The organism is Paenibacillus humicus NBRC 102415 (assembly GCF_004000905.1).
GTDB lineage: Bacteria > Bacillota > Bacilli > Paenibacillales > Paenibacillaceae > Paenibacillus_O > Paenibacillus_O humicus.
On sequence record NZ_BIMD01000015.1, the window covers coordinates 61,629 to 82,522 of the forward strand.

At 59.1% G+C, this 20,894-nt stretch carries 17 protein-coding genes and 1 riboswitch; of the genes, 3 read left to right on the top strand and 14 right to left on the bottom strand.

From position 1 onward, the window contains the following. The first annotated feature begins 56 nt into the window (after positions 1-56). Positions 57-1,031 (top strand): LysR family transcriptional regulator, encoded by a 975-nt coding sequence (locus PHU01S_RS11605; protein WP_048744687.1) that lies wholly within the window; start codon positions 57-59, stop codon positions 1,029-1,031. Positions 1,032-1,123: 92 nt separating this feature from the next. Here the strand turns inward: PHU01S_RS11605 and PHU01S_RS11610 are convergent, their stop codons facing one another. Continuing rightward, positions 1,124-1,801, bottom strand: a complete 678-nt coding sequence (locus tag PHU01S_RS11610) for a potassium channel family protein (RefSeq protein WP_021878056.1) — start codon at positions 1,799-1,801, stop codon at positions 1,124-1,126. A 21-nt stretch (positions 1,802-1,822) separates the two neighbouring features. Then, the gene (locus PHU01S_RS11615) at positions 1,823-3,175 is read right to left on the bottom strand and encodes a TrkH family potassium uptake protein (protein WP_048744688.1); all 1,353 of its coding nucleotides are present in this window, start codon (positions 3,173-3,175) and stop codon (positions 1,823-1,825) included. Positions 3,176-3,292: 117 nt separating this feature from the next. Continuing rightward, positions 3,293-3,460, bottom strand: a riboswitch (cyclic di-AMP (ydaO/yuaA leader). A gap of 237 nt (positions 3,461-3,697) precedes the next feature. On the opposite strand from PHU01S_RS11615, the gene PHU01S_RS11620 reads away from it, so the two are divergent. Beyond that, positions 3,698-5,338 carry a CPBP family intramembrane glutamic endopeptidase gene (locus PHU01S_RS11620; RefSeq protein WP_049867943.1) on the top strand — a complete coding sequence of 547 codons (1,641 nt, stop codon included), beginning with the start codon at positions 3,698-3,700 and terminating at the stop codon, positions 5,336-5,338. A 67-nt stretch (positions 5,339-5,405) separates the two neighbouring features. Here PHU01S_RS11620 and PHU01S_RS11625 read toward each other — a convergent pair whose 3' ends face one another. Beyond that, positions 5,406-5,924, bottom strand: coding sequence for a VanZ family protein (locus PHU01S_RS11625; RefSeq protein ID WP_164763055.1), 519 nt, complete (start codon positions 5,922-5,924; stop codon positions 5,406-5,408). Positions 5,925-6,171: 247 nt separating this feature from the next. Further along, positions 6,172-8,142, bottom strand: coding sequence for an excinuclease ABC subunit UvrC (uvrC, locus tag PHU01S_RS11630; RefSeq protein ID WP_048744690.1), 1,971 nt, complete (start codon positions 8,140-8,142; stop codon positions 6,172-6,174). Between the two features lie 256 nt (positions 8,143-8,398). Between uvrC and PHU01S_RS11635 the strand changes: the two genes are divergently transcribed. After that, positions 8,399-8,551, top strand: a complete 153-nt coding sequence (locus tag PHU01S_RS11635) for a hypothetical protein (protein ID WP_021878061.1) — start codon at positions 8,399-8,401, stop codon at positions 8,549-8,551. 358 nt (positions 8,552-8,909) lie between these two features. Here the strand turns inward: PHU01S_RS11635 and PHU01S_RS11645 are convergent, their stop codons facing one another. The 10 genes from PHU01S_RS11645 to PHU01S_RS11690 form a co-directional block, all read right to left on the bottom strand. Beyond that, positions 8,910-9,098: a YezD family protein gene (locus PHU01S_RS11645; protein ID WP_021878062.1), complete on the bottom strand. Its 189-nt coding sequence runs from the start codon at positions 9,096-9,098 to the stop codon at positions 8,910-8,912. Between the two features lie 3 nt (positions 9,099-9,101). Further along, positions 9,102-9,986, bottom strand: coding sequence for a sulfate ABC transporter permease subunit CysW (cysW, locus tag PHU01S_RS11650; protein WP_127507710.1), 885 nt, complete (start codon positions 9,984-9,986; stop codon positions 9,102-9,104). A 12-nt stretch (positions 9,987-9,998) separates the two neighbouring features. Next, a complete protein-coding gene (cysT, locus tag PHU01S_RS11655; protein WP_021878064.1) occupies positions 9,999-10,832 on the bottom strand; it encodes a sulfate ABC transporter permease subunit CysT in 834 nt (277 codons plus the stop codon). Between the two features lie 32 nt (positions 10,833-10,864). Continuing rightward, positions 10,865-11,980, bottom strand: a complete 1,116-nt coding sequence (locus PHU01S_RS11660) for a sulfate ABC transporter substrate-binding protein (protein WP_048744693.1) — start codon at positions 11,978-11,980, stop codon at positions 10,865-10,867. Between the two features lie 409 nt (positions 11,981-12,389). Continuing rightward, positions 12,390-14,645: an ATP-binding cassette domain-containing protein gene (locus PHU01S_RS11665; protein ID WP_127507713.1), complete on the bottom strand. Its 2,256-nt coding sequence runs from the start codon at positions 14,643-14,645 to the stop codon at positions 12,390-12,392. A gap of 230 nt (positions 14,646-14,875) precedes the next feature. After that, on the bottom strand, positions 14,876-15,298 hold the full coding sequence (locus PHU01S_RS11670; protein WP_021878068.1) for an SRPBCC family protein: 423 nt from the start codon (positions 15,296-15,298) through the stop codon (positions 14,876-14,878). Continuing rightward, complete coding sequence (locus PHU01S_RS11675; RefSeq protein WP_048744697.1) at positions 15,295-15,624, bottom strand: ArsR/SmtB family transcription factor; 330 nt, start codon at positions 15,622-15,624, stop codon at positions 15,295-15,297. The genes PHU01S_RS11670 and PHU01S_RS11675 overlap by 4 nt, the downstream gene beginning before the upstream one ends. A 159-nt stretch (positions 15,625-15,783) precedes the next feature. After that, positions 15,784-17,850 (bottom strand): Ig-like domain-containing protein, encoded by a 2,067-nt coding sequence (locus PHU01S_RS11680; protein ID WP_164763056.1) that lies wholly within the window; start codon positions 17,848-17,850, stop codon positions 15,784-15,786. Between the two features lie 298 nt (positions 17,851-18,148). Beyond that, on the bottom strand, positions 18,149-19,129 hold the full coding sequence (gene dnaI / locus PHU01S_RS11685; protein WP_021878071.1) for a primosomal protein DnaI: 981 nt from the start codon (positions 19,127-19,129) through the stop codon (positions 18,149-18,151). Positions 19,130-19,192: 63 nt separating this feature from the next. Beyond that, positions 19,193-20,710: a replication initiation and membrane attachment family protein gene (locus tag PHU01S_RS11690; RefSeq protein ID WP_127507717.1), complete on the bottom strand. Its 1,518-nt coding sequence runs from the start codon at positions 20,708-20,710 to the stop codon at positions 19,193-19,195. Positions 20,711-20,894: the final 184 nt, after the last annotated feature.

Here is a 20,894-nt window from a genome sequence, read left to right on the forward strand (position 1 = left end):
TAAGATTGGCTGTCTCGCTCGACCATTCTCTTCCTAAGGAACGGAGGCTGCAGGAAATGCTCAACGAAGATCTCAACGTATTCGCCGCCGTGGTCGAGCAGTCCAGCATGAACAAAGCCTCGGCGCTGCTCAACCTTTCCCAGCCGGCGCTGTCGCGGAAGATCGCCAAGCTCGAGCAGGAGCTCGGAGCGCAGCTGTTCCGCCGCGTCGGACGGAGGCTGGAGCTGACGCGCATCGGCGAGCTGACCTACGACTACGCGCTCCAGGCCCGCCAGCTGCACCGCAAATATATGAGCACCTTGAGCGAGTTCAAGCATACTCACCGCTCCAGCCTGACGATCGGGGCCAGCCTGACGACGCTGCAGACGACGCTGCCGGACCTCATCCAGGCGCTGACCGCCAGCCATCCCGAGATCGACATCAAGGCCGTCACCGGCAAGACCCATGAGATCGTATCGTTCGTCCGGGACAAAAAAATCGATCTCGGCCTCGTGGCATCCGTCATCGACGACCCGCAGCTGCACTGCGTCCCGCTGTTCGACGACCATCTGGAGCTGGTGCTTCCCCGCTGCCATCTGCTCACCGAGAACGGAAAGCTGGCGATCCGGACGCTCAGCGGGCTGCCGATGATCCTCTTCTCCAAAGGAACCTGGTACCGGAACCTGACCGACGAGCTGTTCGACACCCACAGGCTGCATCCCGATGTCAAAATGGAAATCGACTCGTTCGAAGCCATCCTGCGGCTGCTCCATACATGCGGAGCCGCGACGCTGCTGCCGCACTCCTATATCCGGCAGCAGATGCTGGCGGACAACGACCTTATGGTCGTCCCTGTGCTGGAGCTGGAGCAGACCAAGCGGACCACCTCGCTCATCCATGGCGACCCGGCCCGGCTGGAGCCTGTCGTCAGAGACTGGATCCGCGAGGCGGCCGCGAACTACTTCCGCCGCTCGGCGTCGCCGGCAGCAAGCTTGAAGGCCATGCAGCAGAAAGCCGTTGAAACCAAACAGGCAGGAGTCCGCGTCGACTGACGCGCCTCCTGCCTTTCTTTCTATGCGCTATGCCTGGACTGGAGCTGCCGCCGCTGCGCCGGCAGGCCCGCCCCGTACTTCCACGGCTGGTGTCAGCCGCGGCTCACCGCATTTTCAAACTGCTCGATTCCTTCATTCGTTCCGATGACGACCATGACATCCTTCTCTTCCAGGATGGAATCCGCCTGGGGAGCGATGATGATGCCCTTGGGCTTGTTGATCGCCACGATGCTGCAGCCGTAACGCTGGCGGCTGTCGATCTCGGAAAGCGCCTTGCCGTTGAGGCAGCCCGGAACAGCCAGCTCCGCGACGGCGTATTCGGACGACAGCTCGATATAGTCGAGCAGATTGGGCGACACGAGCTGATGGGCGACCCTGATTCCCATATCCCGCTCCGGATAGATGACCCTGTCGACGCCAAGCTTGTCCAGCACCCGGCCGTGCAGCTCCGATACCGCCTTCACGACGACCTTCCCGACTCCGGAATCCTTGACCAGTATCGCCGCCATGATGCTCGACTGGATGTCTCCCCCGATGGCCACGATGCAGCAGTCGAAGTTGCGGATGCCGATCGCGCGCAGCGCGTCCTCGTCCGTCGCGTCGGCGCATAGCGTATGGGTGAGCAGGGCGCTCATATCGTCCACCAGCTCCTCGCTGCGGTCGATGCCGAGCACCTCATAGCCGAGCTGCATGAGCTCCTTGGCCAGGCTGGAGCCGAATCGGCCCAGTCCGATGACGCAGTACTGCTCTCCTTTTGAACCCTTTCCCATTGTGTCTCTTTATTTCCTTTCCTATCCGATAATAATCTTGCCTTCTGGATTTTTATATAATTCCTTGCCTTGCTTCGGTCTCAGCGCGTAGGCCATCGTCAGCGGCCCAAGCCTGCCGGCGAACATCGTCAGGCTCAGCAGAAGCTTGCTGACATCCTTGAGGCTGGTTGTAATTCCCGTGCTGAGCCCGACGGTGCCGAAGGCCGATACCGTCTCGAACAGAATCCGCAGGAAATCGCGGTCCTCGACGGTGCAGAGCACCATCGTCACGACGAGCACGAGCGCAAGCGACAGCATCGTGATCGTCAGGGCCTTCATGATGCGCTCCTTGGCCAGACGGTAGCGGAACAGGACGATGTCCTCCCTGCCGCGGATCATCGCGCCCATCGCGGCGACGAGCGTCATGAACGTCGTCGTCTTGATGCCGCCGCCCGTCGAGCCCGGCGATGCCCCGATGAACATGAGGATGATCATGAAGAACAGGCTCGCCTGGCGCATCGCGCCGATGTCGAGCGTGTTGGCTCCCGCCGTACGCGTCGTGACGGATTGGAAGAAGGCCGAGAGCACCTTGCCTCCGAAGCCGAGCGGCTCCATCGTTTTGGCGTTGGAATATTCGAAGATGAAGATGACGACAGCTCCGATGACGATCAGGCTGCCCGTGGCCAGCAGAACCACTTTGGAATGGAGGGAGAACCTGCGGTTGTTCCTCCACTCCATCAGATCGGACAGCACGATGAAGCCGAGGCCACCGGTAACGATCAGCGCCATTGTCACGATATTGACGAGCGGATCCGATACATAGCCGGTGAGGCTCCGGTAGTCGCCGAAGATGTCGAAGCCGGCGTTGTTGAACATGGATACGCCGTGGAAGATGCCGAAGTAAACGGCGCGGCCGATCGGCATGTCCGCTGCGAAGCGGACCGCGTACAGCAGCGCTCCCGCCGCTTCGATGACGAGGGAATACAGCAGAACCTTGCGGATCAGCCGGACGATTCCCTCCATGGAGCTCTGGTTCATCGCTTCCTGCAGCAGCAGCCGGTCCTTGAGCGAGATGCGCTTGCGCAGCACGAGGGCGAACAGCGTCGCCATCGTCATGAAGCCGAGCCCTCCGACCTGAATCAGCAGCAGAATGATGATTTGGCCTGCAATCGAGTAATGAGTGCCGGTATCCACGACGACGAGGCCTGTGACGCAGGCCGCCGAGGTGGCGGTGAACAGCGCGTCGATCCATCTCGTGCCCTCTCCGCCGGCCGTGGCGAACGGCTGCATCAGCAGCAGCGAGCCGATGGCGATCATGACGGCGAATCCGGCGACGAGAATGCGCGGAGGCGACAATTTGAAAGCTTGCTTGAATACGGAAGACCATGATTGCATGCCGGCGACTCTCCTTTTGCCTCCATATCCCTGCCGTTCGCGAAGTCCCGGCATCATCGCATGCCGCTTCGAAAGCACAAAAAAAGCACTGGAAACCCAAGTGCCTGTGCGCCCTGCGAGTCCGGTCAAGCAGCCTCCGAGGTTAGCTGTCGGATTCGGGCATGACGGCTGCCCTATCCGCTCCCGACAGGCTGCCGCCTGCGCCGGAACGGAATTCACCCCAAGCTGCTCCAGGCAGCTATATGGTTCCCCCGTATTCTTTTGGAAATTCGGCTGTTCTATATGGTCGGATTTGATTATATAGGATAGAGGACGGGTTACCAATGTCCCAATCCAAGCTTGCTGGGCGATATGGGGCGGAAAAGAGTGCTGGGACAAGCGCAGCAAGGCGCAATCCTGCCCTTGCTCTTTCTTTTGCGCGAAATCTCGATCTCTCCCTGCCTCGGCATGGATAATTTGAAAGCCGCTGTGGTAAGGTTATAAAAGCTCGCCCTGCAGTCAGGCATCGTCAGGAGGACAATCATGAACAGCTCCGAGTTGGAGAAAAGCTATCGAAAGTACTTTTGGACGGGAATCATTGGAGCCGCCATCTTCCTGATTTTGCAAATCATCCCTTCCTTCGCGGGAGGGCTGTCGGGAGAGGAAGCTTCCGGCAAGCCTGTTCCCAAGGCCGACGCTCAGCAGGCAGCGATGGCTTTCGCCCGGCAGCTGACCGGCTCCGAGCCTCTCACCGCCCATACGGTCCACCAATCCGACCGGGACATCACCGGTTACCTCAGCAAAGAAAAGCTCGCCAAAAAATTCGATGAGGGTCCCGGCAAGATCGTTCCGACCGATACGTGGCAGGTGTCCCTCTCCCTGCCCGAAGGGCAGATGTTCGTCGAGGTCGGCATGTCCAGCGGCCGGGTGATCGGCTGGAAGCAGGTGTTCAAGCCCTCTGCCGGCGAATCCTCGGACGTCCTTGCCCCGAGCGCGGAACAGCTCGACCGTCTCGCCGCCAAGCAAGCCGCCGAGCTCGGCTACGGCAAGCTGGAGAGGGTTGGAGAATCGGCGGGCTACAAGACGGTGTATGCCGTGCAGGGAGGACAGATCGGCCAGGCCCGCCTCACCATCGAGGCCGCTCCGCCATCCGCCGCCGCAGCGGAGTCTGGCGGCAAGACCGTCCTGGCGGAATTCACGCCGCGTTATGAAGTGCCCAAGGATTACCTCGCCTACACGGCGGATCAGGACCGGATCGCCTCCAGCCTGTCGCTGCTGGGCAATCTGCTGCCGAGCGGAATCCTGTTCATTCTCGCCGTCATTTATTCCGTCCTCATGAGGAAGTACAGCTCCTTCCGCCGCGGCTGGGCGATCAGCCTCGTGTTCCTCGGCTTCTATGCCGTCAACAACGTGAACATGCTCGACGGCCTCCGTGCCATGTATGGAGCGCGGCCCAACGCCGAGACCGTCGTCCAGGTCCAGCTCGTCATCACGATGGGCCTCACCTTCCTGCTCGCCCTATCCGCCTACTTCTCCCTCGTCGCCGGGGACGGGTTATGGCGCGCGCAGGGCAGGCGGCTGTGGCTGACCTCCCGCGAGTCCCGCTTCGGAGAGACCGCATGGAGCAGCATGAAGCTCGCCTATGTGCTCGGCTTCATCCTTCTCGGCCTGCAGACCGTTATCCTGGTCGGCCTGTCGGCATTTACCGGAGCCTGGTCGACAAGCGACGTGACCCAGTCGCCCTACAACCTCGCCGCTCCGCTGCTGATGCCGCTGCTGGCGTGGTGCGCGGCCATCCAGGAGGAGGCCGTATACCGGCTGTTCGGCATCGGCCTCCTGATGAAATGGCTGAAAAACCCGTTCGCCGCCTGTCTCATCCCTACGATCATCTGGGCGCTCGGGCATGTGACCTATCCGATCTACCCGTCTACGACGAGGCTGATCGAGCTGACGATTCTCGGCCTTCTGTTCGGATACATCTTCCTCCGGTTCGGATTTTTCACGGCGGTATTCGCCCATGCCATCATGGACTCCGTGCTGATGTCGATCTCGCTCTTCCTGATCGGCGGAGCCGGCAATATCGTTGCTGGCGTCGTCTACATCGCCGCGCCTGCCGGCGTGGCCTGGGCGATGAAATGGTACGGCTCGCGGCGGAGCAGCAGCATTCCGCTGGCGCCCGGTTAAGCTCCAGTCATCAGCGCTTCAGAACAAAAGCAGAGAATCTCCGGATTCTCTGCTTTTTGCTTTGGGCTCACACCCGGTTGACGGCGTACAGAACGAGGGACAGGAGCAGAACCGGCACGCCGACTCCGGCCGACAAGAGAGACAGGAAGAGCTTGACCCGCTCCTGCTTTCTCAATCCCAGCTTCAGGACGGAATAGATCGTGATTCCGATCAAGCCGCCTGTCGAGTTGAGGATCACATCGTCGATATCCGCCGCCCCTACGGCCAGAATATACTGACCGGCCTCCACGCCTGCGCTGAGCAGCGCGACCGCTGCAAGCCTGGGCCATATCGATCCGGACTTGCCGATCAGCATGGCATAGATCCCGGCGGGAACAAAGAGCAAGATATTGCCCCATATGTTGACGTCCACCGCATTCCTGCGCATGCCGCCGTCGGCGTTCATGTATTCCTGAATCGTATGGAATGGGATCAGATTGAAGCTTCTCAAGCCGTCCCCCTCCCTCAGGAAGAGCAGCTCCGCCATCAGCAGCACGTACACCGCCGCCATGCTCCATAACAGAATCGGAACGTAGTTTTTGTTCATGAATTCCCTCCATGCTCGCCGAAGCCTTTTTCCAGCTTCACCATGATAGCATGACGTCATCCAGCGGATGAACTGGACCTTTGTCCGGCCTTTTCCGGGACCTCCGTTCGGGACTCTGCCGGCATGTCAGGCGGGGCAGTCAAGAAGAAGCCGTCAAAAAAGCCTGCTCGGCCAGCCTCCGCCGATCGCGGCGCTGCTGCCAAGCAGGCTTCATTCCGTGTCTTGCCGGTCTCGCGGCAGGGGAACGCTACTCTTCCTTGAGCGCCGCCACGATCCGCTCCGCCAGAGCGGAGCCGATGCCGAGCGGCTTGAACTCCTCGGCGGTCGCTTCGCGGATCTTCTTGAGGGAGCCGAAATGCTTCAGCAGCTGCTTGCGCCGCTTCTCCCCGATGCCGGGAATGGAATCCAGCGTCGATTGAACCATCGACTTGCCCCGCTGCTCTCGGTGAAACGTGATCGCGAAGCGGTGGACCTCGTCCTGGATGCGCTGCAGCAGATAGAATTCCTGGCTGTCGCGCGGCAGCATGACCGGCTCCGGCGGATCGCCGACCATAAGCTGCGCCGTCTTGTGCTTGGCATCCTTCACGAGTCCGCATACCGGCACCTGAAGGCCGAGCTCGTTCTCGAGGATGTCGACCGCCGCGCTGATCTGCCCCTTGCCGCCGTCCACCACGATAAGATCGGGAAGCTCCAGCCCTTCCTTGAGCACCCTCTCGTACCGCCGGCGGATGACCTCGCGCATCGTCTCGTAATCATCGGGCCCTTGGACGGTCCTGACCTTGTACTTGCGATACTCCTTCTTGTCCGGCTTGCCGTCGATGAAGACGACCATGGCCGATACCGGATTCGTTCCCTGGATATTGGAGTTGTCGAACGCCTCGATGCGCCGGATCGTCGTCAAGCCGATGGAAGCTGCCAAGCCCGAAGCGGCTTTGACGCTGCGTTCCTCATCGCGCTCGATCAGCTTGAATTTCTCGTCGAGCGTCACCTTTGCGTTGCCCTCCGCCATGCCGACGACTTCGCGCTTGCGCCCCCGCTGCGGCATGTGGACCTTGATCTTGAGCCAGCTCTGAAGAGAAGTGCGGATCTCCTCCGCATGGGATCCCGCGGCAGCCTCGCCGCCGTCGTCCGCTGCGACCTCTGCAATCTTCGCAGATGATGCCGCCGCTTCAGATTCTTCCATCTCCACTTCAGACGCAGATGCCGCCGCTGCGGCGGCTTGATTTTCGCGGCCGGCGGACGGCCCGGAGTCTGCCGTTTCTTCCGGCGCACCGGCATGAAGCTCGCCCGGCGGCACCGGCAGCAGAATTTCCTTCGGCAGAGCCGGGTTGTCGCTGTAGTACTGGGTGACGAACGTCATGAAGTCGTCATATGCCTCGCCGTAATAAGGGAAGGTCGTCGTATGGCGCTCGATCAGCTTGCCGCTGCGCATATACAGAATCTGCACGCACATCCACCCCTTGTCGGTGGCATAGCCGAACACGTCGCGGTCGAGCGCGTCGGCGAGCGTGATCTTCTGCTTTTCCATGACGGCATCGATCGCCGTGATCTGATCGCGGTATTCCTTGGCGCGCTCGAACTCCATCGATTCCGCAGCCTCCAGCATTTTGCGCTGCAGCTCCGCCTTGACCTCGTCCTGGCCGCCGTTCAGGAAGCGGGCGATCTCCTGCACCATGGAGTCGTACGTCGCCTGCTCCACCGGGAATTCGCAAGGGGCGAGGCACTGGCCGAGATGGTAGTACAGGCACACTTTGTCGGGCAGCGTGTTGCATTTGCGAAGCGGATACAGGCGGTCCAGCAGTTTCTTGGTCTGCTGCGCCGCATAGGCGTTCGGATACGGACCGAAATATTTGCCCTTGTCCTTCACGATCCGCCGGGTAACCTCCAGCTTCGGATGCTTCTCATTCGTAATCTTGATATAAGGAAAGGACTTGTCATCCTTCAAAAGCACGTTGTACCGGGGGTGATACTGCTTGATCAGGTTGCACTCCAGAATGAGCGCTTCCATGTTGCTTGCCGTGACGATATATTCAAAATCCCGGATTTCCGAGACGAGACGCTGCGTCTTGCCGTTATGGGTTCCGTTGAAATAGGAACGGACACGATTTTTCAGCACTTTGGCCTTGCCGACATAGATGATGGTGCCTTCGCCGTTCTTCATCAGATAACAGCCCGGCTGGTCGGGAAGGAGCGCTAGCTTCCCCTTGATGGGATCCATGGACAATCCACCTTTCGCGGCTCGGCCCCGCTGGCCTTTTGCCGTATTCTCTATTGTAGCACAGGGAGCCGACACCCGTCAGCCGCGGCCGGATCCCGCTTTCGGCAGCGGTTCCAAAAGCCAAATTTCACCTTTACATAACTCCGCCAGGTTGGGTATACTATTACAAGCTGATGCGATAACGTCTTGTCCGGATACATAACGGCCTCCGGGCCGGGACGGCGATACCTGAGTCTTGAAGCGAGGAGGGCGAACAATGGAAAGCGTCAATGTAAGAGATCCGCGCGAGCATCTGAACGAGGAACCGCGTGACGACCTGATGGATCTTATGGTCGGATTCGGCGGCATGCTTGGCTTTATGACCGTTGCCTATATTATCATGGTGGTTGTCAAATACATTATTTCCTAGGCATCCGTTCCACCCACACATCCAATTCAACCCTCCGGCTCCGGCCAGGAGGGTATTCATTTTTATCGGCCTATTTACTCTTTGGTCGTCGAGACCGACTCAGCAGTACCATCTCATCGCGCACGCTCCAGGAGCTGCAAGCATGATGCCGAGCCTCAACAGCTCTGTGCCCCAGCTCGCCATGGCCGCAGGCGCCGGCATGGAGGATCTGGAATGGGATGACGCCAACTGAATCCAGATCGGGCACTTGATTTGCCGCGCATGACTCCAGGCGCAAGGCCGGCCGGCAGAACCAAAAAGGACGGGATAGGGGCAACCCCTATCCCGTCCTTTTATCCCTGCTCGGCTTGCATTGAATTCATCCCTGTGCCGCGGCGGCACCCTGCTGCCGAAGGGCGGCGGCATCGAACCGCTTGCGCTCCGTACGGTCGATCTGCACGATGCGTCCGTCATGAACTGTAATGACCACCGCTCCGTACTCCAGCCCGTTGACCTGGTCGGCGATGCGCTCCAGCCAGGCTTCATCCAATTCCACAGGTTTCGCCATCCGTTATCCCTCCAGTGTTTCTTTATTCCGCTGCGCGGTTTTCCATTCCACGAGACTTTTCGCGCCAAGCGTAACAAGCGCCAGCATCATCAGCAGCGAAGCCACGGCAAAGGATGCCGAGAACTGATACTCGTTGTACAGTATTTCCACATGCAGAGGCAGGGTGTTCGTTTCTCCGCGGATATGTCCCGATACGACCGATACGGCGCCGAACTCTCCCATGGCCCTCGCGTTGCAGAGCACGATGCCGTACAGAAGGGCCCATTTGATGTTGGGAAGCGTAACGTTCCAGAAGATTCGTAATCCCTTCGCCCCAAGCGTGGCGGCTGCTTCCTCCTCCTGCGTGCCCTGGGCCTGCATAAGGGGAATCAGCTCTCGGGCTACAAAAGGAAAGGTCACGAACATCGTCGCGAGCACGATGCCTGGAGTCGCAAATACGATTTGCAGATTATGCTCATCCAGCCATGGGCCGAGATAACCCTGGGCGCCGAAGAGCAGCAGGAAAATGAAGCCCGCGATGACGGGCGACACCGAGAACGGCAGGTCGATCAGCGTCACGAGCAGGTTTTTGCCGCGGAAGCTGAACTTGGTTACGAGCCAGGCGGCAGCCACGCCGAAGACGGCGTTCAAGGGTACCGCGATGACGGCTACGAGCAGCGTCAGCTTGAGGGCAGACACGGCGTCGGGATCAGTCAAGGCGCTGATATACACATCCCAGCCCCGCTTCATTCCTTCAATGAAGACGGTGAGCAAAGGCAGCAGGACGATCAGCGCAAGAAAGACGAAGGCGATGCCGATGAGCAGCCATTTGACGGCACGCGGCTCGCTTACGGGCTTCGCCCGGACAACGGCCTTGGCGGACAATCGGGAAGTTACGGTACCGGCCACAGGGCAATCCTCCTATCGCGACAGCGCGCGCCTGCCGGCCCGCCACTGGATGTAATTGATGAGAAGCAGCATGGCGAACGAGATGACGAGCAGCACAAGAGCGATCGCCGTCGCCTGCTCCAGCTCGAACGACTCCAGCTTCGTCATGATCAGCAGCGGAGTAATCTCCGTGCGCATCGGCATGTTGCCGGAGATGAAGACGACGGAGCCGTATTCGCCGATGCCCCGGGCGAACGCAAGCGCGAAGCCGGTCAGGAGCGCCGGCGTCAGCTCCGGCAGCACGATGCGCAGAATCGTGCGCCATCTTCCGGCTCCAAGCATGACGGCCGCCTCCTCGACCTCTGCGTCCAGATCCTCCAATACGGGCTGGACAGTCCGGACGATGAAGGGCAAACCAATGAAGATCAAGGCGATCGTAATGCCGAGCGGCGTGAAGGCCACCTTGATGCCAAGCGGCTCCAGCCATTTTCCGACCCAGCCGTTAGGCGCGTAGATGGCCGTCAGGGCGATGCCGGCGACTGCGGTCGGAAGCGCGAACGGCAGGTCGACGAGGCTGTCCAGGAACTTGCGGCCCGGAAACGAATAGCGTACCAGCACCCATGCGACGATGAAGCCGAACACGACGTTGATGACCGCCGCCGCCAGCGAAGTCAGCAGGCTGATGCGGTAGGAAGCCATGACGCGGGGAGCGGTCACCGTCGACCAGAACTCTCCCCAGCTGAGCTCCGCCGTCTTGAGCAGAACGCAAGACAGCGGAATCAGCACGATGATGCAAAGGTAGAACACGGTGATGCCCATCGACAATCCGAATCCGGGTAAAATGCTCCGAGTGCGGGAACCTTTCATGTGAAGTCAGCTCCTGTATCGTCCAGAACCTTTTACTTGGATCCCGGCGTGTAAATTTCGTCAAACGTTCCGCCGTCGGCGAAATGCTTCTTCTGCGCTTCGGCCCAGCCGCCGAAGTCCTTGTCGATCTGGAGCAGGTCAAGCTCCTTGAATTTGTCCTTGTACTGCTCCGCGATACTCTTGTTGATCGGACGGTAGAAATTGTCGGCGGCGATCTTCTGGCCTTCGTCGCTGTACAGATACTTCAGATATTCCTCGGCGACCTCGCGGGTGCCCTTCTGGTCCACGACCTTGTCGACGACGGCTACCGGAGGCTCCGCCAGCACGCTGATCGAAGGATAGACGATCTCGAATTTGTCCCCTAGCTCCTTCTGGGAAAGGAAAGCCTCGTTCTCCCACGCAAGCAGGACATCGCCGATGCCGCGCTCCGTGAACGTCGTCGTCGCGCCGCGCGCGCCGGAGTCGAGCACCGGAACGTTCTTGAACAGCTGCTTCATGAAATCCTTCGTTTTGGCTTCGTCGCCGCCGTCCTGCTTGGAGGCGTAGCCCCATGCCGCCAAATAGTTCCAGCGGGCGCCGCCGGATGTTTTCGGATTCGGCGTAATGACCTCCACGCCCGGCTTCACGAGATCGTTCCAGTCCTTGATGCCCTTCGGATTGCCCTTGCGGACGAGGAAGACGATCGTGGACGTGTATGGAGCGCTGTTGTCCTCGTACTTCGAGCTCCAATCCTTGTTGATCAGTCCTTTTTCGGCGATGGCGTCGATATCGTAGCCGAGCGCCAAAGTGACGACATCGGCCTTGAGGCCGCCGATGACGGAGAGCGACTGCTTGCCGGAGCCGCCATGCGACTGCTTCACCGTTACTTCCTGGCCTGTCTTGTCTTTCCAGTATTTCGCGAATGCCGCATTATACGCCACATACAGCTCGCGGGTAGGATCGTAGGATACGTTGAGCAGCTCGACAGGCCCTTTAGGCTCTGCCTTGGCGCCGCCGTCATTGGCTGCGGCGTTGGCCGCGCCTCCGGCATTGCCGGACGCTGCATTTCCATTCTTGCTGTTGTTGCCGGAGCCGCAGGCGGTAAGGGTGAAGGCGAGAGAAGCCGAGAGCAACAGGAGAGGCAGCGTGCGAAGCTTTTTCTTTGTCATGGACGAGCACCCCTTCATGGAAGATAAGTCCGCCTGTTCCGGTGGTCCGGTAACAAGTGAGATAATTCCTAGTTGTTTAGTTGGTTTATGGATCAAATAATACCAGCCTATTCCCATTGGTGTCAACGGATTTTTCAATAACCCTTATAGCGTCCATAACTGCCGCTGATACCGTTCCCATGCGGTGCTCATGTTGATCCGCGTTCCGGAAAGTCTAGACGCCTCGAAGGCATCTCTCCCGGATGCGGGCAGGTTCATATTCATCCCCATGGCGCCGCTTGAATGGAAAAGGGCAGCTGCGATTAGCCCTCAGCTGCCCTTGCCTTTGCCGCCATTCATGTCGTTCCCGCCAGTCCAGCTCTCCGCCGGTTGCGGGCTCAACCCGTTTTCACATGCTCTGTTCTGCTGCTTACCTCAAGTATTTTCCCGTGATCGACTGCTCCGCCCGGACGATCTGCGCCGGCGTGCCCTCGAACACGATCCGGCCGCCTTTGCTGCCTCCGTCCGGTCCCATATCGATGATCCAATCCGCTTGGCTGATCACCTCGAGGTTGTGCTCGATGACGATGACGGTGTTGCCGGCATCCACGAGACGGTTCATGATCTCCAGCAGATGACCGATATCGGACATATGAAGGCCGGTCGTCGGCTCGTCCATCACGTAGATGCTGCCCTGCTTGTGCAGCTTGCTTGCGAGCTTGATGCGCTGGCATTCTCCGCCAGAGAGCGTGCTGAGCGGCTGGCCGAGCGTAACATAGTTCAGCCCTACATCGCTCATCGCCTGGAGCTTGCGCGCAACTTCTTTTAGCTTAAAGAAATCCAATGCCTGCTCCACCGTCATCTCCAGAACTTCTGCGATCGACTTGCCGTTCAGCTTGTACGTGAGCACCTCTTCCTTGAACCTTCTGCCTCCGCAGACTTCGCAGGGCAGCTTCACGCTGTCGAGGTAGCCGAGGTCGGTGTACACGACTCCCAGCCCTTGGCAGTTCTCGCAGGCCCCCTTGGAGTTGAAGCTGAACAAGCTCGGGCTCACCTTGTTCGCGGAAGCGAACGCCTTGCGCACATCGTCCATGATGCCTGTGTAGGTCGCGGGATTCGAGCGCGTCGACACCCCTATCGCCGATTGGTCGATGACGATCGCATCCGGATGCTGGCCGAGGAACACTTCGTTGATCAGCGTGCTCTTGCCCGAGCCGGCGACACCCGCAACGACGGTCAGCACCCCGGCTGGAATATCCACGCTCAAGCTCCGCAGGTTGTGCAGCGTGGCTTCCTTGATGTGAAGCTTGCCGGTCGGCTGCCTGCAATCGCTCTTCAGCTGGAGCGGGCGCTTCATATGGGTGCCTGTCAGCGTGCCGGACTCCAGCAGCTGTTGAAAGCTTCCTTCATACACGATGGAGCCGCCGCGGCTGCCGGCATAAGGCCCGACGTCGACAATATGATCCGCCACCTTGATGACATCGGGATCATGCTCGACGACCAGCACGGTATTGCCCTTGTCGCGAAGCTTCTGAAGCAGCCCGTTCAGCCGGTGCACATCACGGGGATGCAAGCCGACGCTGGGCTCATCGAAGATGTAGGTGACATCCACCAGGCTGCCGCTCAGATGCTTCACCATCTTGACGCGCTGCGACTCGCCGCCGGACAGCGTATCCGTCTCCCGGTCCAGCGTCAAATAGTCGAGCCCGATATCGACCAGATGCTGCAGCCGATCCGACAGCGACTTGATTACCGGCGCGGCGGCCGGATCGTCGATCTCCCGAATGACGGCGATGAGACGGCCGACCTCGATGGAAGACAGCTCCGCGATGTTGTATCCATTGATTCGGCAGTTGAGCGCGGCCCGGCTGAGCCTCGCGCCGTGGCAGCTGGAACAGGCGCCCTCGGTGATGTAAGGCGCGACAGTCTGCTGGGTGCGCTCCGACTTCGTCTTCACATCCTGCTTGATGTATTTGTTCGTGAACTTCTCGATGACGCCTTCCACCGTAATGTTCGTCGCCTTGCCCGCAAAATCCATCTTCACTTTCCTGGCTTTGCCGTACAGCAGCTGCTCCAGGTCCTCATCGTTATATTCGCTCAGCTTCTTGTCGGTATCGAAGGGCCGCGACTGGACGATCATATTCCAATCCCAGCTGTTCACCGCATAGCCGGGAAGCATGACGGCCCCTTCATTCAGCGACTTCGACATGTCCACCGCCTTGCTCAGGTCGACGCACAGGCTGCGGCCGAGCCCGTTGCACTCGGGACACATGCCTTGCGGGTCATTGAAGGAGAACATGTTCGCTTTTCCAACATAGGGCTGTCCCACGCGGGAGAATAGAAGGCGGAGAATGGGAGAGATATCGGTGATCGTGCCCATCGTGGAATGGGAGCCGCCGCCCAGCCGCTTCTGATCCACGATGACGGCCATGCTGAGGTTCTCGATCGCGTCTGCGTCCGGCTGCGGAAAACGCGGCAGGAAGCTGCGGACGAACATGCTGAAGTTTTCATTCAGCAGACGCTGGGATTCTGCGGCGATGGTATCGAAAACGATCGAGGACTTGCCGGATCCGGATACTCCGGTGAAGATCGTAATCTTCCGCTTGGGAATGCGCAAGGATACGCCCTTGAGATTGTTTTCCCTCGCACCCGAGATGACGATGTACTCCTGATTCGATTCGCTCATGGCTTGACGCCTCCCGATTTTTCTATTCTTTCCTTCCGGCATTTCCGGATGAATTCATGCGTACAAAAAAGAAACGGCAAGAGCTTGTCCGATGATCCGAACAGACCTAAACCGGCTGCAGGTTGCATGCAGCCGGTTTAGGTCTGTTTCGGGTTGAGCAGGTTCCCCTGTCGAACCCCATCGTACAGCATTCAGGACGGGTAAGCTCCCGCCATACGGAATGAAATTGCCTATAGCGCCAACACCTTCTCAAGCTCCCCGCACCATTTGCTCCAGCCGTATTTAGCGCCTTCGAGTCCTTGGGCATTTGTGAATCCGACTTGTTCGAGATGCAGGTTGACCTTTCCGTCCCCCAAATCCTGCAGCGTCCACGTAACCGTGTGCTTCTCTGCGCCGCTTGCCCAGGTATAGGACAGCTTGTCGGGCTCTTCCACGACAAGCACTTCGCCATCGATGATTCCATCCCACCATTCGGACGGCTGGGTGCGGAACTGGAAACGGTGTCCTACGACGGGCTTGAAATCATTTTCCATCGGCTGGCCGTTGTGAATATCGACGACCCACTTGGCAAGCTTGCCGGAATCGGTTATGGCGGACCAAAGCTTCTCGATCGACGCCGTATACTGGAAATCCAAGGATAAGGTTAAACTCATTCTTCTTCCTCCTCTAATAGTCGACTCAGGCGCGACATATTCGCGCTCCAGAACTTGCTGTAGAAAGCGACCCAATCTTGAATTTCTCTTAGCGGAGCGGCATGCAGCCTGAACCGCGTTTCCCTGCCGACCTTGCGGTCGCGCACGAGTCCAGCTTCCTTTAAAATGCTCAAATGCTTGGATACGGCTGTGCGGCCCATCTCGAACTGAGCCGTCAATTCATGAAGCGGCATCTCATCCGCCTCTGCCAGCAGACGGATCAGCCTACGCCTGGTCGGGTCCGCAATCGCGTCATATACATCCCGCAGCGGGCTGTTCTCGCTCACAACACCCTCTCCTACGTATTCAATTGAACCGATAACCGGACACCAATTGGTGACATTTCAATCATAAGACACCATTAGGTGTCTCGTCAATAAAAGAGGTTGTACTTCTCGGGTGAGAACGGTCCATTCTTTCGGCAGCCGTCAATGAGTGCTGGAAAATTAAACACCTGTGAACAGAAGGCTGATGTCCTCATTGCCGTTTTTCGTCTTCCATCCGTTGAAGGCTGCCGCATCGGTTATGCCCGGTTTGAACGTGAGAACATAGACCTGGCCCGGCGTCATATCCTTGGACAGCTTCAGCGTCACCTCGGTGACAACCGCGCCCGTGTTGTTCAATTCGTCATGGGAGATGCCGACAGCATCTCCTCCCTGTTCCTTCATCACGAAATATGGCTCGTTCACGTTTTTCACCGGTTCGCTGAATACGACCTTAATCGTCGTTCGGTTCAAGACAATCACCTGTTTCGCATAAGGAGCCTCGTTGGCGGCTATGGTTCCCGCGAACGCGGATTCGTTCGCGCCGTCCCGCGAGATGAGCGACGACACGCCTGTTACCCTCGCCGTGTATACGTGGCCAGGATCGAACAAGCTCGGATTCGAATCGGTTCCCGTGCGGAATTGGACCGCAACGATCCTTTTCGTTCCCGGCTTGCGGACGACATATTTGCTCCAGCCGGACATCGAGACGTTGGCACCGTTATCCTTGAGAATCGTTGCTGCTAAGGAACCGACGTCTGCGTCCTTGATATCTCTGTCGAACGCGATCTCCAGGGTGTTCTCGTTAACCGCGGCTATGCTCTGAAGCTTCACCGGCAGGATCGGATTGGAGATGCCCCCGAACAGAAGGCCGGATTTTTTATCCATCATGTTGCCAGCCAGGTCGGGAATGCCGGATACGGCAAGGCTGTACACGGTCTTGTCATGTTGGGCCGATGTCCGAAGCGTGACGGTGCGCCCCTCGTTGTCCAGACTCGCTGATACGATCGCCAAGCCGTCGATGCTGTACCGTCCGGTCTGCACGGCAATGTCCCGATTCACCTTCTCGCTGAATTTGACGGTCAAAGAAGCATCCGCATTCACCTTAAATTCCGAATCGATGATCGCCGGCTTTGTCGTGTCGTCGTTGCCTACGATAGACAAATCCGATCGCGTGTCCATGACGTTGCCGGCGAGATCCTTGACGTTCTTGACGGTCAGCCAGTACCGAGTGTTGTCCGACTGATCCGACGTGGAGAACGTGACCTGCCTCTTGTCCGAAGAGAGCTGCAGCGTCGTTATCTTCAATCCGCCGGAGAACAAGTAGTTCGCGGGACTCGTTGCCGTCTTGGTGTCAACTTGCTCTGAGAACGTCAGGACATAGCTGCGGGCTGTTGACCGGTCGAACGCAGTTATCGTCGGCTTCACCATGTCCGATCTCGCCGAAGTGTACGCCCACGCCTTGCTCTCGATGGTTAAGGTATGCTTGCGGTTTTCGATTTGGTAGCCTGTTGTAAGCAATACCGACATCCCGTCTCCTCCGACCGTCGCGAGAAGGATCGGCACGACGTTGCCGAGATCGTCCCTCAGGGAGAATTGTCCGATATCCGCCGAGTCGGCCTTCGCCTTCAGATTCACCCGCACCGACTGGACGCTCAGTCCTTCGACCGACTTCACGTCGAGCGCACTGGCCCAGCCCGCATAGACCGCGTAGACAGCCTCCACGAGCACACCTCGCGTAGCGTTGACCGTGTAGTCGTTCCTCGGGGCGATCCAGCCTTTGTTAAGAGAGGTTCCGACCGCATCCTTCGCCCAGGCCGATGCTTTGCCAACGAATCCGGACTTCGGATCGGCAGGGATGCTGTTGACCTTCAGCAGCACGACAGCCAGCTCTTCGACCTTCACCGCGGCGGTCGGCTCGAATCGATTATTTCCTTTGCCGACCATGATGCCTGCGCTTCGCACCGCTTGGACCGCTGTGAACGACCAGCGTGTCTTCAGAACATCCGCGAAGCCGACTGTGGAACTGGAATGAGGCAATTCGAGAAGCTTATAGAGCACGGAAGCAAACTGTTCGCGGGACATGGGTTCGTTCAGGCGAGACGATCCGTCCTCGAAACCGGTCATAATACCTTGCCGCTTCAGCACTTGGAACTTCTCCTCCGTCGTCAGCGTCGCCGCTCCCGCGGCTGGGACGGCTAATCCAAGCAGCAACGATAACGCGAGCAATGCCAGAGCGATTTTCCTCATCTTTGCAGTCCTCCTAAGGGTTTTCTGCCGGAACCGCGGAAGAAGAAAAAACCGCATCGCGGATGCGGGCCAGCGAATGTACCCTCTTTAACGGCACTATGGAGGAAATGTTTCTGTCGAAGGCGGTCTCATCCAAAACAAGTCACGTTTCGAGCAAACTTCCGGTAATTCGCCGCGGGCTTGTTCCGGCAAAGCGTCATGGGCAAGCTGGTTAGAATCGGTCAAGCAGGGGAAGAAAACGAAAAAAAGCCCCGATGCGAGACGGAAGTCTCGATCGGGACGTTATGGCTTGAGATGTTCAGGTTTCCGCTCCCGGATTAGCTCCCCGGGATCCGCGCTTGTTGCTTCCCTTGACCATGATGACCTCCACGAACGGGCGGATCCTGTCCATGATCCGGCGGCCCTTGTGGTATTCCTCCCCGTCCTTGCTCGTGAAGCTGAAATGCTGCTCCAAATCGTCGAGAGCGTGGTTCGAGGTATAGAAGGTCGGCTTGCGCTCCATCCGGTAGTTCAGAATCGAGCCCATGACATGATCCCGAACCCACGGGCTCAGGTTCTCGGCGCCGATGTCGTCGAAGATCAGAATATCGGCTTCCTTCATCAGATCGATCGTCTCCTTGAGACGGCCCGGCTCGCCGAACATCGCCTTGAGATCCTCGACGAAATCCGGCATGTAGACAATGACGCCCGAGTAGCCGAGCTTCGCCAGCTCTCCCATCATATAGCCCATCAGGAACGTCTTGCCCGTTCCGAACTGGCCGGTCAAGTACAGTCCGTCCGTCTGTAGGCCCTGCTCTTTGGTCCGGTCGATATATTGAAGAATCTGCTTGACCGCCGGCAGGCGGGCCGAGTCCTTCCTCGCGATGTCTTCGAAGGAATACGCTTTGGCCAGCACCTTGTCGCTGACGTAGAAGCTGCGGATGCGGCTGCGGATCAGCTCCTCGTTGCGGCGGGCGATGAACTTGCGGCAGGCTGTCTTCCGGTCGATCAGGCGGGTTTCGCCGCTGGAGCCGTCCGCGGACAGCAGCGTATAATGGCCCTGGAAGTCGTTGGGGCATTCGTCCAGTCCCGGGCAGGCCGAGCAGTTGCGATGCTCCTTGACGTATTGATAGACCAGATTGGAATTGCGCCGCACCACGCCTTCGTCAATATCGGGATGCTGCTCCCGCAGCTTGCGGACGCCCGGATCGTCCAGCAGCTCCTGCAGCTGCTTTTGGGCCCGGGCCCGAATCTGGGCTCCTCCCGGCATCGTCTTGAGCAAATCCTTCAGGGATTCCATAGCTGCCTCCTCCTTTCTTTCTCATGCTGGCCGTTTATCCAAAAAGCCCGATGGGCTCAAATTCTACTTGCCGTCCAGCTTGCGCGCAAGCTGCAAAATCTCTTCCAGCTCCTCCGGCGATACCTCCGGAGCGGCGGCGTCATCCCCCACGACCGGCAGCACCGGCTTGCGCGACGCTCCCGTCCGGCGGTAGCCGCCTCTGCCGCCGGCAGCCGGGGCGCTCCGCGGCTGGGAAGCAGCCTGCCCCCTGCCCGGTGCGCCGGCCTGCTGGGCTTCGCGGGAGCGCTCCACTTCAATCTGCTCCCTCACATAACCGACCGCCTTCTCGAATTCGTCCACCTGCTGCACGAGCATATTGGAGGCGACCGCTTCAATGAACGTTTTCGTGACGCGCGACGATCCCTTCATCCCGAAGACATAATGGACGAGCACGTTGATGACCGGTCCCGGCAGCTTGTAGTGAAGGTCGATCCGCTCGAATTGCCGCTCGATCCAGTCCGGCACGGCGCCGGGGAAAAACCGGCGCAGGAAGCGGGTATGCGGCTCGTTGCGCATCAGCATGTTGTACTGCTGAATGTCGCATCGTCCGGACAGCTGCGACGGAACCGGCAAATAATGCTCCGCGAGCACGCCGTGCTCCGGCTGCTCGGCTTCCGTCTCCTCCTGCATCCGAGAAGTCTGGCGCGCCCGGTCGCTCTCGCGCTTGCGGTCCTGCCGGTACATCTGGGCGGCCTTGAGCTGCAAGTCGTCGAGCTGCAGCTCCCCGCGTCCGTCGAATACATCCTCTTCGTCCAGCAGCCTGCTGAGGTCGGCAGCCCCGAGACCGTATTTGTATGCGACGTAATTCAGTTGGGCCATCCGGTCCTGATCCCCCCGCAGCCTCTCCACGTAAGGGCGGTTCGCCGATCCCCGCGGAAAGCGGTAGATAAGGTCGCCATACTGGATTCCGGCACTCGGCTGCTCCGGCTGGACCGGAGCCTTGCGGACCGGCGACGTTTCCTCGAGAGCCTGCTCCAGCTCCAGATCGACGGCGGCGTTCAGACGAAACAGCTCGTAGAACGGCATCGAAATGTTCTCCTTGACCAGCTCATGCTGGGCGAGCTCGTCCGGCTCCCGCTGGAACAGCGACTCCTGGAGGCTTACGACGCCGTACTTGCCGACCTTGTCCCGCAGCAGCATGCTCAGATGCTGGTTCTGGAAAAACTCGGCCGGCGACAGCGGCGCTGTCAGCTCGTATTCGTACATGACGTCCTCCTGGCCCGGCAGGAACAGCCGGCAGGTCGTCAGCAAGCCGAGCGCCTCCAGAACGGAAGCGCATGCGGCCAGCTCCCGGCGGCCGGCATCGTTCATGTCGAGGCCTAGACCGAGGAACAGCTTGCGCTGGCTGTCGAGAGAGGAATACCCGCTGTAGCCCTCCGCGACCTGATAATAAAGGAACTGATAGAGGGAAGCGGCTGCCGCTCCCGTCATCGGCTGGTAGATAAGCGTCAGCATCCGCTGGTCGAGCGGACTTAGCGAGAAGCTCCGGTACACACAGAACCGGTGATGTTCGGTGAATTGCAGCCGGCTGTCTATGCGCATCGTTTCTTCCACCCCTTCTTTCTTCGTCCTACTAGTGTATCATAGAATCGAGCCTATCCGACACCATTCGGGAAGCCGGTCCAGCCTTCTTGCCCGACCATTTTATGGCGCCGCCCTCATCGGCCGGCCCCATGCGGAGCCGAGCCGGGATCTCCTTGGGCGGGAGAGAAAAAAAAGACATGGC